The following is a 16186-nucleotide window of genomic DNA, read 5'->3' as shown; positions in this document are numbered from 1 at the left end:
GTAATGCTCCGACATGCGATGTTTATCCGATTATGTGAATCTGACGGTGGTCCTGGCCCCGAGAGTCCTTACAGGAGGAACACCATGGCCAAGAACAAGAACCGCAAGCAGGGCAGCCAGCAGGACCGCGCTTCGCAGTCGGAGCGCGGTGCGCAGGAGGCGCGTTCGACGGCTTTCGAGTCGCAGAACCAGCCGCAGGCGCAGTCCCAGGGCAGCCCTGCCGATGTTGCGCGTAAGCATCAGCGGCGCTTCGGCCACAACTGACCGGACTCTTCCGGTACGGCCACAGGCCGGTACAACCGAGAGGGGCGGCCCCGCGCAAGCGGAGCCGCCCCTCTCGTACGTCTGCGCTCAGCCGGCCAGGCAGGACGGGCCGAGCAGCACCTTCAGGTCCCCGAAGAGCGCCGGGTCTGGCTTCACCCGGTGCCGGTCGAGCCGCAGGACCGTGGTCTTGCGGGGGCCCTGGAGCCGGATGCGCACCTCGGTGTCGCCCCGGTGGCTGCTGAGCACCTCGCCGAGCCGGCTGACCATGGGCGGGGTGATCTTGACGGTGGGGATGGTCAGCACCACCGGCGCGTTGGTGCCGGCCGAGGAGATGTCGGGGACCTGCATCTCCATCGCGACCAGGCGCGGCACGTCCTCGCGCTTGTCGAGGCGCCCCTTGACGAAGACGACGGTGTCCTCGACGAGCTGGGTGGAGACCAGCTGGTAGGTGGCCGGGAAGAACATGCACTCGATGGAACCGGCCAGGTCCTCCACCGTGGCGATGGCCCAGGCGTTGCCCTGCTTGGTCATCTTGCGCTGGAGGCCCGAGATGATGCCGCCGATGGTGACGATCGCACCGTCGCTGTGCTCGCCCCCGGTCAGCTGCGAGATCGCCGCGTCCGACTTGTCGCTCAGGACGTGCTCGATGCCGAAGAGCGGGTGGTCGGAGACGTAGAGCCCGAGCATCTCGCGCTCCTGGGCCAGCAGGTAGGACTTCTCCCACTCGATGTCGGAGAACTCCACGTCGAGCCCGAAGCCCGGCTCGTCGCTGTCCTCCTCGCCGCCGCCGAAGAGGTCAAACTGCCCCTCGGCCTCCTTGCGCTTGACCTGCACCACGTTGTCGATCATGGACTCGTGGTGGGCGACGAGCCCCTTGCGGGTGTGGCCCATCTCGTCGAAGGCGCCGGCCTTGATGAGCGATTCCACGGTCCGCTTGTTGCAGACGACCGCCTCGACCTTGTCCAGGAAGTCGGGGAAGGTGCTGTACTTCCCCTTCGTCTTGCGGCACCGGATGATCGAGTCCACGACGTTCTGCCCGACGTTGCGGACGGCCGTCAGCCCGAAGAGGATGACGTCGTCGCCCTGCGCGGCGAAGTTGGACTCCGACTCGTTGACGTTCGGCGGGAGCACCTTGATGCCCATGCGCCGGCACTCGTTGAGGTAGACCGCGGACTTGTCCTTGTCGTCCTTGACCGAGGTCAGCAGGGCGGCCATGTACTCGGCGGGGTAGTTCGCCTTGAGGTAGGCGGTCCAGTAGGTGACCAGGCCGTACGCGGAGGAGTGCGCCTTGTTGAACGCGTACCCGGCGAACGGGACCAGCACGTCCCACAGCGCCTTGATCGCCGCGTCCGAGAACCCCTTCTTCTTGGCGCCGGCCTCGAAGAGCACGAAGTTCTTCGCCAGCTCCTCGGGCTTCTTCTTGCCCATCACGCGGCGCAGGATGTCGGCCTCGCCGAGCGAGTAGCCGGCGACGATCTGGGCGGCCTTCTGCACCTGCTCCTGGTACACGATCAGGCCGTAGGTGAGGCCGAGGACCTCCTTGAGGGGCTCCTCGAGCTCCGGGTGGATCGGGGTGATCTCCTGGCGGCCGTTCTTGCGCTCGGCGTAGTTCGTGTGCGAGTTCATGCCCATAGGGCCCGGCCGGTAGAGGGCCGAGACGGCGGAAATGTCCTCGAAGTTGTCGGGCTGCATCTGGCGCAGCAGGGAGCGCATCGGGCCGCCGTCGAACTGGAACACGCCGAGCGTGTCACCGCGGCAGAGCAGTTCGTACGTCTTGGGGTCGTCCAGCGGGAGGGCGAGCATCTCCAGGTCGATGCCCTTGTTGGACTTCACCATCTTGATGGCGTCGTCCATGATCGTCAGGTTGCGCAGCCCCAGGAAGTCCATCTTCAGCAGGCCGAGCGACTCGCACTGCGGGTAGTCCCACTGCGTGATGGTGACGCCGTCGGTGTGCCGCACCCAGACCGGGGCGTGGTCGACGATCGGCTCGCTGGACATGATGACGCCGGCGGCGTGCACACCCATCTGTCGGACCAGGCCCTCGACGCCCTTCGCGGTGTCGATGACCTTCTTGACGTCCGGCTCGCTCTCGTACATCCCCCGGATCTCGCCCGCCTCGCTGTAGCGCGGGTGCTTGGGGTCGGTGATGCCGTTGAGGTCGATGCCCTTGCCGAGGACGTCGGCGGGCATGGCCTTGGTGAGCCGGTCGCCCATGGCGTACGGGTAGCCGAGGACGCGGGCCGAGTCCTTGATCGCGTTCTTGGCCTTGATCTTGCCGTAGGTGCCGATCATGGCGACCTTGTCGGCGCCGTACTTCTCCGTCACGTACCGGATCACCTCGACGCGCCTGCGCTCGTCGAAGTCGATGTCGACGTCGGGCATGGAGACGCGCTCGGGGTTGAGGAAGCGCTCGAAGATCAGTCCGTGCTCGATCGGGTCGAGGTCGGTGATGCCCATGGCGTACGAGACGATCGAGCCGGCCGCGGAGCCTCGGCCGGGGCCGACGGCGATGCCGTTGTTCTTGGCCCACATGATGAAGTCGGCGACGACCAGGAAGTACCCCGGGAACCCCATCTGGATGATGATGTCCATCTCGTACTCGACCTGCTTCTGCCGGTCCTCGGGGACGCCGTTCGGGAAACGGCGGTTCATCCCGACCCGGACCTCCTCCTGGAACCAGGTGATCTCCGTGTAGCCCTCGGGGATGTCGAACTTCGGCATCAGGTCGCGCTTCTCGAACATCCCGGTGGTGTCGATCTGCTGGGCGACCAGGAGGGTGTTGGCGCAGCCCTCCTGCCAGGCGTCGGAGGAGTCGACGCCGTACATCTCGTCCGTGGTCTTGAGGTAGTAGCCGGTGCCGTCGAAGCGGAAGCGGTCCGGGTCGGAGAGGTTCTTGCCGGTCTGGATGCACAGCAGGGCGTCGTGCGCGGTCGCCTCGGAGGCGTACGTGTAGTGCGAGTCGTTCGTGACGAGCGGCGGGATGCCGAGCTTCTTGCCGATCTCCAGGAGCCCGTCGCGGACCCGGCGCTCGATCTCGATGCCGTGGTCCATCAGCTCCAGGAAGTAGCGGCCCTCACCGAAGATGTCCTTGTAGTCGGAGGCCGCCTGGACCGCCTCGTCGAACTGGCCGAGCCGCAGCCGTGTCTGGACCTCGCCGGAGGGGCAGCCGGTGGACGCGATCAGGCCCTCGGACCACTGCGCGATGGTCTCCTTGTCCATGCGCGGCCACTTCTGGAGCCAGCCCTCGGCGTAGGCGTCCGACGACAGCTTGAAGAGGTTGTGCAGCCCCTTCGCGTTCGCCGCCCAGATCGTCTTGTGGGTGTAACCACCCGAACCGGAGACGTCGTCGCGCTTCTGGTGCGGCTGTCCCCACTGGATCTTCCGCTTGTGCTTGCGCGACTCGGGCGCGACGTACGCCTCGATGCCGATGATCGGCGTCACGTCCGCCTTCTGCGCCGAGTGGAAGAAGTCGTACGCCCCGTGCAGGTTGCCGTGGTCCGTCATCGCGATGTGCGACATGCCCATGTCGTTGCACGCGTTGAACATGTCCTTGAGCCGCGCGGCACCGTCCAGGAGCGAGTACTGGGTGTGGACGTGAAGGTGCGTGAAGGGCGGCTTGGTCACGGCGCTGTGCCTCCGGAGAAATGGGGACGACGGGGCTGGGGGTGTCTGGGGGGACAGCGTGGAAGTCTACGTCTCCGAGGAGGCGAACGGCGGGCACTCCTGGATACGGTCGCGCGGGGGAAGGGCACCGCCACCCGCCCCTTTTGTCATGTACTTCGTCACGCGGGCCCGGCACCGGGAGGCAGGCCGGAATCCGGGGCTTCAGGACTCGCTTACAGGTTCGCATGCGACACTCCTGGGCGATGGACATATCCGGGACGCAGCTCAGAGCGGTACGCGCGGCGCTTTTCACCGCGCTCGTCGTCACGCTCTCCGCCGCCTCCCACGTGCTGCTCTCGCAGGTCCCGCTGCCGCTGGTCCCCGTCGCCGTGCTGGCCGGCGTCGTCTTCGCCGCCGCCTACGCCCTGGCCGGGCGGCAGCGCGGCTTCGGGGCGATCGCCGGGCTGCTGGTTCCGCTGGAGCTGGCCGCCGACACGTTCTTCACCACCGGCCAGCACCTCTGCTACGGAGCGGCGGGCGGCCCGATAGCCGGACCGCTGCGCTCGGTGGGCGTCGATGTCCTGTGCGGCGGCGGTGACGTCGGCCCCGGCGCCTCGCACCTCGGCGACGTCGGCACCCCGCTGGCCTCGGTGACGACCGGCGGCCAGGGCGCCGCCGCCCTGCTCGCCTCCCCCGGCCCGCTGGTCCCGTGGCTGCTGCTGGCCGCCCATGTGACGGTCGGGCTGCTCGCCGCCGCCTGGCTGCACCGCGGTGAGCTGGCGCTCGCCGGGCTGGTCGGCGCGTGCGCGCTGCTGGCGTTCCGGCCGCTGCTGACCGCGGTGGCCGTGGTGGGCACCGCCCGGCGCCTGACCCCCCGCTCGGCACGGCCCGCGCCCCGGGGCCCGCACCCGCTCGCGCCCGCCCGCCTCCTCGTGCACTCCGTGGGACGGAGGGGTCCGCCGCTCGGCGCCTGTGCCGCCTGAGCACCGCGACCCCGTACCGCAGACCACCCACCCCACGGAGAAGACACCCCCATGAGCAACCGCAACAGCCAGGCCAACAAGTCCGCCGCCCGCGAGCGGCTGCGCGCCGAACGCGAGCGCCAGGCGAAGAAGGACAAGGCCCGCCGGCAGATAGTCGTCGCCGTCTCGGTCGTCGCCGGCCTCGCCGTCGTCGCCGGCATCAGCTACGCCGTGATGGAGATGAACAAGCCGTCCCACTGGGAGTCCGTCAAGGACGAGAAGACGGTGGCCGCGCCCAAGAACACCACGGGCGAGAACGGCACCACCGTCGTCATCGGCAAGGACAGCGCGAAGAAGACCCTGAAGGTCTACGAGGACTCCCGCTGCCCGATCTGCGCCTCCTTCGAGCAGACCGTCGGCCCGGCCCTCGCCAAGGACGTCGAGGACGGCAAGTACAAGATCCAGTACATCGGTGCCACGTTCATCGACGGCGACAGCCTCGGCCGGGGCGTCATCGGCAACCGCGGCGAGGGCTCCAAGAACGCCCTGAGCGCGCTCGGCGCTGCCCTGAACGTCAGCCAGGACGCCTTCCTGAAGTACAAGAGCGCCCTCTACTCCGCCGAGTTCCACCCCGAGGAGTCCGACGACAAGTTCAAGGACGACAGCTACCTGATCAAGATCGCCGACTCGGTGGACGCCCTCAAGGGCAACAAGACCTTCCAGAACGCCGTCAAGGACGGCACCTACGACGCGTGGGCCCTGAAGATGTCCGAGACGTTCGACAAGAACAAGGACGACGTGACCGGCACGCCCTCGCTCGTCATGGACGGCAAGAAGCTCACCGAGGAAGGCAGCGACAACGCGCCGATGAGCGTGGAGTCCTTCAACAAGGCGATCACTGCCGCCCTGAAGGACTGATCCGCCCCGCACCTCCCGAAGGGCTCCGCGCGGCCGCCGCGCGGAGCCCTTCGCGCGTCACAGCGTGGCGAGGAACCCGATCGCGACCTTCCAGGCCAGCTCCGCCGCCGCCTGGTCAAAGTCCGGCAGCTCCGCGTCGGTGAACAGGTGCCCGGCGCCCGGGTAGCGGTAGACCTCGACGTCCGCCCCGGTGCGCTGCATCTCCAGGTACCACGAGTTCAGCCAGTCGTGCGTCTCGTACGGGTCCGGGTCGGCGACGTGCAGCTGTACGGGCAGCTCGTCCACGGAGGCGTTCTCGGCGATGTCCGACGTGCCGTGGAAGAGCAGCAGCCCGCGCGCCTTCGCGTCACCGAGGGCCAGCGTCTGCGCGACCGAGGCGCCGAGCGAGAAACCGGCGTACACCAGGCCCTGGTCGGAGTAGGGCGCGGCGGCCAGCACGGCCCGCTTCAGCAGCTCCTCCTTGCCGGTCTCCTCCCGGAACGCTTCCGCTTCCTCCACCGATTCGAAGGTGTGGCCCTCGAAGAGATCGGGCACGCGCACCTCGTGCCCGGCGGCGCGCAGCCGGTCGGCTGCCGCGTGGACCGCAGGGCGCAGTCCGTACATCGAGTGGAAAAGCATGATGTTCATGAGGCCCATGGTGCCAGTTGCGTTCGAAGGGATGGAGAGCGACAGCATGGAAAACGTTCTGCGGCCGCTGATCGTCCTCGGCGGTTCGATCGTGATCACGGTGGCGGCGGGCTGGCTGCTCGACCGGCTGCTCAGGCGCGCCGACGCCCGGCACCACGAGACCCCGCTGTGGGGTCTGCTGCGGCGCTGCCGGATACCGTTCCAGCTGGTCATGTGCGCGGCGCTGCTGCGCGGCACGTACGCCCACACCGGGCTCGGCGCGGTCAAGGACCACCGGGTGGGCATCGGCCGGCTGCTGACGCTGGTGCTGATCGGCGCGTCCGCCTGGCTGGTGGTACGGATCGCCGTCGCGGTGGTGGACTCGGTGTACGCGCGCTACGCGACGGCCCACAACCGGGACGCGGCCCGGGTGCGCCGGGTGCGCACGCAGGTGACGCTGATCCAGCGGGTGGTCGTCGCGGTGGTGGCGACCGTCGCGGTGGCCGCGATGCTGCTGACGTTCCCCGCGATGCAGACGGTCGGTACCTCGATGCTGGCCTCGGCCGGCCTCCTCGGCATCGTCGCCGGTGTCGCCGCCCAGTCCACGCTCGGCAACCTCTTCGCCGGCCTGCAGATCGCCTTCGGCGACATGGTGCGGATCGGGGACACGGTGGTGGTGGACGAGGAATGGGGCACCATCGAGGAGATCACGCTGACCTTCCTCGCCGTGCGGACGTGGGACGAGCGGCGGATCACGATGCCGGTCTCGTACTTCACGGGCAGGCCGTTCGAGAACTGGTCGCGCGGCGGTGTGCAGATGACCGGGGCGGTGTTCTTCCACCTCGACCACGCGGCGCCCATCGAGGCGATGCGCGACCAGCTGCGGGACATCCTCGGCGAGTGCGCCGCGTGGGACGGCCGGGACTGGTCGCTCGCGGTCACGGACACCACGCCCACCACGATCCAGGTGCGCGCGGTGGTCACGGCTAAGGACTCGGGCGACCTCTGGACGGCGCGCTGCGTGGTCCGCGAGCAGCTGATCGGCTGGCTGCGCGACCACCACCCGTACGCGCTGCCGCGGGTGGCGACGGCCCCCGCGGCGCTCCCGCCCGGTGACACGTGGCCGTCCGTGAACGGCCGGGCCGAGAAGCCCGCGAGCTGGGCCAAGGCCCCGCGCACGGGACGCGGCTGACCCGCCCGCGCCGAGCGGCGGGATCAGCGCAGGCTGCGTACGTCCAGCTGCCGCAGTACCCGGTCGACGATCTCGGGGTCCGCGCCGGGCTCGCTGCGGGCGGAGAGCACCGCGTGGCGGGCGGCCGACATCATCTCGCGCTGGATGCGGCTGACCGCCTTGAAGCGTTCGGCGCGTGTCGCGTAGGCGTCGCGCCGCTCCTCGTCGACCATGTCGGGGCTGATCCTCGCGCCCACGTCGTAGGCGAGCCGGTGCAGCCGCTCGGTCACCTCCTCGGGGAAGTCCTCGGTCTCCTCGATCTCCTTGAGCCGCTGCCTGGCCGCCTTGGCCGCCCGGATCGCGAGGTCCTTCTCCAGGGCCGCCTCGGCGTCCGTGTCCGTGCGCACGCCCAGTCGGCGCACCAGCCACGGCAGCGTCAGGCCCTGGAAGACCAGGGTCACCATGATCACGGCGAAGGCGATGAAGACGATCTCGTCGCGGCCGGGGAAGGGCTTGCCGTCGTCCGTCTCCAGCGGGATCGCGAGCGCCAGGGCGACCGAGGCCACCCCGCGCATCCCGGCCCACCACATGACCACCGTCTCGCGCCAGCTGGTGGGGATCTCCTCGCTGACGTCCCGCCGGGTGTGCAGCCTCTTGGCCAGCCAGGTCGCCGGCAGCAGGTACAGCAGCCGTACGCCGACGACGACCGCGATGACGACGAGGCCCCAGCCGGCCATCCGCAGCTCGTGTCCGTGGGCCGTACCGAACACGTTGTGCAGTTCCAGGCCGATCAGCCCGAAGGCGACGCCGGTGACGAGGGTGTCGACGATGTTCCAGAAGGTGCGCCCGGTGAGCCGCCCGAGAACGTCGTCGGCGTCCGCGGTGTGCTCGGCGAGGAAGAGCGCGGTGGTCAGGACGGCGAGCACGCCGGAGCCCATCAGCTCCTCGGAGAGCACGTAGCTGACGAACGGCACCAGCAGGGTCAGGCCGACCTGGAGGGTGGCGTCACCGAGCAGCCCCATGAGCTTGATGGTGAGCCAGCCGAGCGCGACGCCCACCACGACGGCGACGACGGCGGACAGGATCAGCAGGCCGAACGCCTCGGGCAGCGAGAAGGTGCCGCTGACCGCCGCCGCGATGGCCACGTGGTACAGCACGATCGCGGTGACGTCGTTGAAGAGGCCCTCGCCCTCCAGGATGGAGACGAGCCGGCGGGGCAGCCCGACCGAGCCCGCGACGGCGGTGGCGGCGACCGGGTCGGGCGGTGCGACGAGCGCGCCGAGCGCGACGGCGGCGGCGATCGGCAGCCCGGGCACGATCGCGTTGGCCACCGCGGCGACGGCCGCCGTCGTCAGGAAGACCAGCGCGACGGCCAGCAGGAAGATGGGCCGCTTGTTGGCGGCGAACTGCCGCCAGGAGGTGCGCTGCACGGAGGCGTAGAGCAGCGGGGGCAGCAGCGCGGGGAGGATGATCTCCGGCGGGATGTCCACGTTCGGCACGAAGCTGGCGAAGGCCATCAGAACGCCCAGCAGCGTCATCAGCACCGGTGCGGGCAGTTTGAGACGGTCCCCGAGCGGAACCGTGACCACGGCTCCGAGCAGCAGCAGGAGCAGCAGGGTCATCTGGTCCACGGGGTGCCTTCCGAAGCGCTCCGGCCGGGCCCGGTCTCCGCTCGGCCGTTGCCCCTCACCCTGCCATGTGCCCCGTCCGCACCGGGTTCAGGGGGTGCGGCGGGGCGTCAGATCGTCCGGCGCATCGCCCGGTGCGGGATGCCCGCGTCGGGGAACTCGGGGCCGTACGCCACGTAACCGAGGCGCTCGTAGAAGCGGAGCGCGTGCGTCTGGGCGTGCAGGTCGACGGCGGCCAGGCCGTTGTCCCGGGCCGCGTCCTCTATGGCCCGCACCAGCGCCGCGCCGACGCCGAGGCCGCGCGCGTCCTTGCTCACCGCGAGCCGGCCCAGCGAGCCGACCGCCGGGTCCCCGCCGGTCTTCGCCGCGGCGGCCGGGCCGTGCAGCAGCCGCCCGGTGCCGAGCGCGGTGCCGTCGGCCGCGACCGCGATCACGTGCACCGCGTCCGCGTCGTAGGCGTCGTACTCGATCTCCTCGGGCACGTTCTGCTCACCGACGAAGACGTCCTTGCGGAGCTGGAAGCACGCGGCGCGGTCCTGCTCGCCGGTGACGGTACGCGTGACGTACCAAGGGGGCCTGGGGGTCATTCGCTCTCCGCCGCGATGCGGTCCAGTGCCTGCTGGAGGTCGTCCGGGTAGGAACTGGTGAACTCGACCCAGCGGCCGTCCGAGGGGTGCTCGAAGCCCAGCTTGACCGCGTGCAGCCACTGCCGGGTCAGCCCGAGGCGCTTGGCCATGGTCGGGTCGGCGCCGTAGGTGAGGTCACCGACGCAGGGGTGCCGGTGGGCGGACATGTGCACCCGGATCTGGTGGGTGCGGCCGGTCTCCAGCTTGATGTCCAGGAGGCTGGCGGCCCGGTACGCCTCGATCAGGTCGTAGTGCGTCACCGAGGGCTTGCCGTCCGCGACGACCGCCCACTTGTAGTCGTGGTTGGGGTGGCGGCCGATGGGCGCGTCGATGGTGCCGCTCATCGGGTCCGGGTGGCCCTGGACCAGCGCGTTGTACTTCTTCTCGACGACCCGGTCGCGGAACTGGGCCTTCAGCAGGGTGTAGGCGCGCTCCGACTTGGCGACGACCATCAGCCCGGAGGTCCCGACGTCGAGGCGGTGGACGATGCCCTGGCGCTCGGCGGCGCCCGAGGTCGAGATCCGGTACCCGGCCGCGGCGAGGCCCCCGATGACGGTGGTCCCGGTCCAGCCGGGGCTGGGGTGCGCGGCGACGCCGACCGGCTTCACGATCACGACGATGTCGTCGTCGTCGTGCACGATCTCCATGCCCTCGACGGGCTCGGCGACGACCTGCACGGGCGCGGGGGCCTGCGGCATCTCCACTTCGAGCCAGGCGCCGCCGTGCACCCGCTCGGACTTCCCGACCACCGAGCCGTCCACCTGCACCTTCCCGGCGGCGGCCAGATCGGCGGCCTTGGTGCGGGAGAAACCGAACATCCGGGAGATGGCGGCGTCGACGCGCTCGCCTTCCAGGCCATCGGGGACGGGCAGGGTGCGGACCTCGGGTTGCGTACTCACCTGTCGAGTATGCCTTGCCCTTACTAGTCCTTGTGCACGGTGCCGTCGGGGTCCAGGCCCCTGAAGGAGAGGAGGACGATCAGGATGCCGCCGCAGACGATCGCGGAGTCGGCGAGGTTGAAGACGGCGAAGTGGGCCGGGGCGATGAAGTCCACCACCGCGCCCTCGAACACGCCGGGCGCGCGGAAGATGCGGTCGGTGAGGTTGCCGAGCGCCCCGCCGAGCAGCAGGCCGAGCGCGATGGCCCACGGCAGGCTGTACAGCTTTCGCGCGAGCCGCGCGATCACCACGATGACGGTCGCCGCGATGACGGTGAAGATGATCGTGAAAGCCTCACCGAAGCCGAACGCGGCTCCCGCGTTGCGGAGCGCGTCGAGCTTGAGCCAGTCACCGAGGAGCTCGACCGGCTCCTGGTGCTCCAGCTTCGCCACGACGAGCATCTTGCTGCCGAGGTCGAGCAGGTAGGCGACGACGGCGACGCAGAAGAGCAGGATGATCCGACGCCGGCGGGTGGCCGGCGACCGGTCGACCGCCGCCTCCGCCTCCGCGTCGACGTCGGCCGCGGTCGCGCCGGTGTCCTGCCCGTCCGGCGTGACGGCCTCCGGAGAAGCAGCCTCCGGGGAGGCGGCCTCGCCACCGCGCTCCGGCTCGGCCCCTTCGCCGCTCTCAGCCCCGGTGATGTCCGGCGTACCGATGATGCGCTCCGCCTCTGCCACGTGAGTCCCTCAACCTAGTTCCCGACTGACGACGAGGGTACGACACGCGGGCGCGGATCAGCCTCGCCGCTCCTGCTTCTGTTTGTCCTCGACGCAGAGGGTCGCCCGGGGGAACGCCTGCATCCGCGCCTTGCCGATCGGGTTGCCGCAGATCTCGCAGAGCCCGTACGTGCCGGCCTCCAGCCGGGCCAGGGCGCGCTCGGTCTGGTCCAGCATCTCCTGGGCGTTGGCGGCGAGCTGCATCTCGTGCTCGCGGGTGATGTTCTTGGTGCCGGTGTCGGCCTCGTCGTCGCCCGCCCCGTCGCCGGAGTCCCGCATCAGCCCGGCCAGCGCCAGACCGGAGGCCTCCAGCTCGCTGCGCAGCCGGGTGACCTCGCCGGTCAGCTCGCTGCGCGCGGCCGAGACCTCCTCCGGCGTCCAGGGGTCCTCGCCGGGCCGTACGGCCAGCTCCCCGGGCGCCGTGGCGATCCGGGCCGGCGGCACGGGTGCCGCGCTCCCGCCTGCGGTCCGGGTACTGGCCGCGCTCTTCTTGGCTACCACCGTGTGGGCTCCCGTCTGCTCGGCGGCCTCTGCCGCCCCCGTGGTCTTCGAACCCTCCCCCGCCGGAGGCCCGGACGAGGTCTTCTTGGCTGCGGCTTTCCCGGCGTCCTTCTTCGCGGGCGCCTTCTTGGCGGGCGCCTTCTTCGCCGCGGCCTCCTTGGCGGGCGCCTTCTCGGCCGCCGCCGTCTTCCGTGCGACTGCCTTCTTCTCCACCATGGCCGCGGCCCCTTCACGCAGTGTGATCTTGCTCGCGAGTCGTGCTGGGACGATAAGTCGACCCCAGCCCCGCGGCAACGGGGCACGCCGCCGCATCGCCCCTCCCCGTGTCCGGATCACCGCGCGCCTCCATCCGTTGTGCCCAGCTCCCCGCCGGGTAATCCGGCTTTCCGCCCCGCGCCCGGCCGCGCCGGAACCCGGTACGGCCCGTCTGGCCATTCGGGTCACGTGGGGGCCGGTCCGGGGGCCGGTCCGTAAACGGGTCGGCCGCCGTCCGCCGGGCCCGTACACTGGGCCCAGCGAGAGGCGTGGATGGGACGAGTAGCGTCGTACGCAGCCAGGAGCGACCCGGGGACGGTGGAAGCCCGGGGGCGAGCGCGTCGTGAAGATCACCCGGAGCCGTCGGAAGAAAGCTCGGGACAGTGGGCTCCGCCCACGGGCCCCAGGGCCAGTAGAACCGGCATCGCACCCCAATGAGGGGGCCCGGGGCGCACGCCCGGGGCCAAGGAGGGTGGTACCGCGGGGACCGGCGTCGGTTCTCGTCCCTCCGACGGAAGTGGAAGACGTCCGCCGGAGGAAGCCCGCACATGACATCGCCGCAGTACCGCCAGGTACCCGCCCAGGTCGACCTGCCCGCGCTGGAGCACGCCGTGCTCGACTTCTGGCGTGAGAACAAGGTCTTCACCAAGACCCTCGACCAGTCCGAGGGCCGCCCCGAGTGGGTGTTCTACGAGGGCCCGCCGACCGCCAACGGCATGCCGGGCGCCCACCACATCGAGGCCCGCGTCTTCAAGGACGTCTTCCCCCGCTTCCGGACCATGCAGGGCTACCACGTGGGCCGCAAGGCCGGCTGGGACTGCCACGGCCTGCCGGTGGAGCTCGCGGTCGAGAAGGAGCTGGGCTTCAACGGCAAGAAGGACATCGAGGCGTACGGGATCGCCGAGTTCAACGCCAAGTGCCGCGAGTCCGTCACCCGGCACACCGACGCCTTCGCCGAGCTCACGACCCGTATGGGCTACTGGGTCGACCTGGACGACGCGTACCGCACGATGGACCCCGAGTACGTCGAGTCCGTGTGGTGGTCGCTGAAGGAGATCTTCAACAAGGGCCTTCTGGTCCGGGACCACCGCGTCGCCCCCTGGTGCCCGCGCTGCGGCACCGGCCTGTCCGACCACGAGCTGGCGCAGGGCTACGAGACGGTCGTCGACCCCTCGGTCTTCGTCCGCTTCCCGCTGACGAGCGGCCCGCTGGCCGGCGAGGCGGCGCTCCTGGTCTGGACGACGACCCCCTGGACCCTCGTCTCCAACACCGCCGTCGCCGCGCACCCGGACGTGACCTACGTCGTCGCGGCGAACGGCGAGGAGAAGCTCGTCGTCGCACAGCCCCTGGTCGAGAAGGCGCTCGGCGAGGGCTGGGAGCTGACCGGCCAGTCGTTCACGGGCCGCGAGATGGAGCGCTGGACGTACGAGCGCCCGTTCGCCCTGGTCGACTTCCCGGCGGAGGCCCACTACATCGTCAACGCCGAGTACGTGACGACCGAGGACGGTACGGGTCTGGTCCACCAGTCCCCCGCCTTCGGCGCCGACGACCTCCAGGTCTGCAAGGCGTACGGGCTGCCGGTGGTGAACCCGGTCCGCCCCGACGGCGCCTTCGAGGAAGACGTGCCGCTGGTGGGCGGGGTCTTCTTCAAGAAGGCCGACGAGGCGCTGACCGAGGACCTGAAAGACCGCGGGCTGCTGTTCCGCCACGTCCCGTACGAGCACAGCTACCCGCACTGCTGGCGCTGCCACACCGCGCTGCTGTACTACGCGCAGCCGTCCTGGTACATCCGCACGACGGCGGTCAAGGAGCGGCTGCTCCAGGAGAACGAGAAGACCAACTGGTTCCCGGACTCGGTCAAGCACGGCCGGTTCGGCGACTGGCTGACCAACAACGTCGACTGGGCGCTGTCCCGCAACCGCTACTGGGGCACCCCGCTGCCGATCTGGCGCTGCGAGGACGGCCACCTCACCTGCGTGGGCTCGCGGGCCGAGCTGAGCGAGCTCACCGGCGCCGACCTCTCCGGCCTGGACCCGCACCGGCCGTTCATCGACGAGATCACGTTCACCTGCTCGCAGGAGAGCTGCCAACTGGAGGCGTACCGCGTCCCGGAGGTCATCGACGCCTGGTACGACTCGGGCTCGATGCCGTTCGCGCAGTGGGGCTACCCGTACAAGAACAAGGAGATCTTCGAGAGCCGCTACCCGGCGCAGTTCATCTCGGAGGCCATCGACCAGACGCGCGGCTGGTTCTACACGCTGATGGCGGTCGGCACCCTGGTCTTCGACAAGTCGTCGTACGAGAACGTGGTCTGCCTGGGCCACATCCTCGCCGAGGACGGCCGCAAGATGTCCAAGCACCTGGGCAACATCCTCCAGCCGATCCCCCTCATGGACCAGCACGGCGCCGACGCGGTCCGCTGGTTCATGGCGGCCGGCGGCTCCCCCTGGGCGGCTCGGCGCGTCGGCCACGGCACGATCCAGGAGGTCGTCCGCAAGACGCTCCTCACGTACTGGAACACGGTCGCCTTCCAGGCCCTGTACGCCCGTACGTCGAACTGGGCGCCCTCGGCCGCCGACCCGGCCCCGGCCGACCGCACGGTCCTGGACCGCTGGCTGCTCAGCGAGCTGAACGCGCTGGTGGACCAGGTCACGCAGGCGCTGGAGGGCTACGACACCCAGCGCGCCGGCAAGCTGCTGTCCGCGTTCGTCGACGACCTGTCCAACTGGTACGTACGCCGCTCCCGCCGCCGCTTCTGGCAGGGCGACAAGGCGGCGCTGCGCACGCTCCACGAGGTCGTCGAGACGGTCACGCGGCTGATGGCCCCGCTGACCCCGTTCATCACCGAGCGGGTCTGGCAGGACCTGGTCGTGCCGGTCGCCCCGGACGCCCCGGAGTCGGTCCACCTGTCCTCCTGGCCGAAGGCGGACCTGGCGGCGATCGACCCCACCCTCTCGACGCAGATGGCGCTGGTGCGCCGCCTGGTGGAGCTGGGCCGGGCCACGCGCGCCGAGTCGGGCGTCAAGACCCGCCAGCCGCTCTCCCGCGCCCTGGTCGCGGCCTCGGGCTTCGAGAACCTCTCCCCCGAGCTGCACGCCCAGATCACGGAGGAGCTGAACGTCTCCTCGCTGGCCTCTCTTTCCACGGGAGGCGGCTCGCTGGTCGACACCACGGCCAAGGCGAACTTCCGGGCGCTGGGCAAGCGCTTCGGCAAGGGCGTCCAGGCGGTGGCCAAGGCCGTGGCGAACGCGGACGCGGCGGCCCTGTCCCTGGCCCTGCGCGAGGGCACGGCGTCCGTGGAGGTCGACGGCGAGCAGGTCACCCTCTCGCCGGACGAGGTGATCATCACGGAGACCCCGCGCGAGGGGTGGTCGGTGGCCTCCGACTCGGGCGCGACGGTCGCGCTTGACCTGGAGATCACCCCGGAGCTGCGACGCGCGGGCCTGGCCCGTGACGCGATCCGGCTGATCCAGGAGGCCCGCAAGAACAGCGGCCTGGACGTGGCGGACCGCATCGCCGTCCGCTGGACCTCCACCTCCCCGGCGACGACCGAGGCCCTGACCGAGCACGCGGCGCTGATCGCGGACGAGGTGCTGGCGCTGGACTACGCGGAGGGCGGGGCGGACGACACGTACGGCACCCCGTTCGAGGACGAGGGCCTGTCCCTGACGTTCCGCCTCCGCAAGACGGAGCGGTAACCCGCAGGACCCCTGGGGCCCGACCGGACAGCAGCTTCCGGCCGGGCCCTTGCTACTGCGTTTCCAGCCACGCCGGCGCTTGAGGAGCGGCGCCCGGGACGAAGCCCCACCACCCAGCCCCTCCGGCACTTGAGGAGCGGCGCCCGGGACGGAGCCCCACCACCCAGCCCCTCCGGCGCTTGAGGAGCGGGGTCCGGGGCGGAGCCCCGGTTTCGGGAAGGGGCGGGTAGGGGACAAGCCCCGCGCAGCGGCCCACCGCTCCCCACACCCCGCCCCGGCCGGGCCCCGCCGTCCCCGGCC

12 protein-coding genes are annotated in these 16186 nt (G+C 70.4%); 5 read left to right on the top strand and 7 right to left on the bottom strand.

Annotated features, from left to right (window positions below; genetic code table 11):
- Positions 1–84: 84 nt before the first annotated feature.
- The gene (locus tag E6P78_RS17635; RefSeq protein WP_136204557.1) at positions 85–264 is read left to right on the top strand and encodes a hypothetical protein; all 180 of its coding nucleotides are present in this window, start codon (positions 85–87) and stop codon (positions 262–264) included.
- A gap of 87 nt (positions 265–351) precedes the next feature.
- On the opposite strand, the gene dnaE is transcribed toward E6P78_RS17635, so the two are convergent.
- Entirely contained in the window at positions 352–3888 is a 3537-nt protein-coding gene (dnaE, locus tag E6P78_RS17630; RefSeq protein ID WP_136204556.1) for a DNA polymerase III subunit alpha, read from the bottom strand.
- 242 nt (positions 3889–4130) lie between these two features.
- Between dnaE and E6P78_RS17625 the strand changes: the two genes are divergently transcribed.
- Both E6P78_RS17625 and E6P78_RS17620 read left to right on the top strand, forming a co-directional pair.
- Complete coding sequence (locus tag E6P78_RS17625) at positions 4131–4850, top strand: hypothetical protein (protein WP_206307832.1); 720 nt, start codon at positions 4131–4133, stop codon at positions 4848–4850.
- 51 nt (positions 4851–4901) lie between these two features.
- A complete protein-coding gene (locus E6P78_RS17620; RefSeq protein ID WP_136204554.1) occupies positions 4902–5747 on the top strand; it encodes a thioredoxin domain-containing protein in 846 nt (281 codons plus the stop codon).
- A gap of 57 nt (positions 5748–5804) precedes the next feature.
- Here the strand turns inward: E6P78_RS17620 and E6P78_RS17615 are convergent, their stop codons facing one another.
- Positions 5805–6383: a dienelactone hydrolase family protein gene (locus E6P78_RS17615; RefSeq protein ID WP_018555542.1), complete on the bottom strand. Its 579-nt coding sequence runs from the start codon at positions 6381–6383 to the stop codon at positions 5805–5807.
- A gap of 37 nt (positions 6384–6420) precedes the next feature.
- Here E6P78_RS17615 and E6P78_RS17610 point away from each other — a divergent pair, with 37 nt between their 5' ends.
- Positions 6421–7545 carry a mechanosensitive ion channel domain-containing protein gene (locus tag E6P78_RS17610; RefSeq protein WP_136204553.1) on the top strand — a complete coding sequence of 375 codons (1125 nt, stop codon included), beginning with the start codon at positions 6421–6423 and terminating at the stop codon, positions 7543–7545.
- Positions 7546–7568: 23 nt separating this feature from the next.
- On the opposite strand, the gene E6P78_RS17605 is transcribed toward E6P78_RS17610, so the two are convergent.
- From E6P78_RS17605 to E6P78_RS17585, 5 genes are all read right to left on the bottom strand, one after another.
- Positions 7569–9155 (bottom strand): Na+/H+ antiporter, encoded by a 1587-nt coding sequence (locus E6P78_RS17605; protein ID WP_136204552.1) that lies wholly within the window; start codon positions 9153–9155, stop codon positions 7569–7571.
- A 107-nt stretch (positions 9156–9262) separates the two neighbouring features.
- Positions 9263–9739, bottom strand: a complete 477-nt coding sequence (locus E6P78_RS17600) for a GNAT family N-acetyltransferase (RefSeq protein WP_136204551.1) — start codon at positions 9737–9739, stop codon at positions 9263–9265.
- Positions 9736–10677, bottom strand: a complete 942-nt coding sequence (locus tag E6P78_RS17595; protein WP_136204550.1) for an RluA family pseudouridine synthase — start codon at positions 10675–10677, stop codon at positions 9736–9738. The genes E6P78_RS17600 and E6P78_RS17595 overlap by 4 nt, the downstream gene beginning before the upstream one ends.
- Before the next feature lie 23 nt (positions 10678–10700).
- Complete coding sequence (lspA, locus tag E6P78_RS17590; protein ID WP_136204549.1) at positions 10701–11393, bottom strand: signal peptidase II; 693 nt, start codon at positions 11391–11393, stop codon at positions 10701–10703.
- Between the two features lie 57 nt (positions 11394–11450).
- Entirely contained in the window at positions 11451–12149 is a 699-nt protein-coding gene (locus E6P78_RS17585) for a TraR/DksA C4-type zinc finger protein (RefSeq protein ID WP_136204548.1), read from the bottom strand.
- A gap of 587 nt (positions 12150–12736) precedes the next feature.
- On the opposite strand from E6P78_RS17585, the gene ileS reads away from it, so the two are divergent.
- The gene (gene ileS / locus E6P78_RS17575; protein WP_136204547.1) at positions 12737–15886 is read left to right on the top strand and encodes an isoleucine--tRNA ligase; all 3150 of its coding nucleotides are present in this window, start codon (positions 12737–12739) and stop codon (positions 15884–15886) included.
- Positions 15887–16186: the final 300 nt, after the last annotated feature.

It is taken from the genome of Streptomyces sp. A0958, assembly GCF_004795035.1.
Taxonomy (GTDB): domain Bacteria; phylum Actinomycetota; class Actinomycetes; order Streptomycetales; family Streptomycetaceae; genus Streptomyces.
This window is presented reverse-complemented; position numbering and strand designations above follow the sequence as displayed.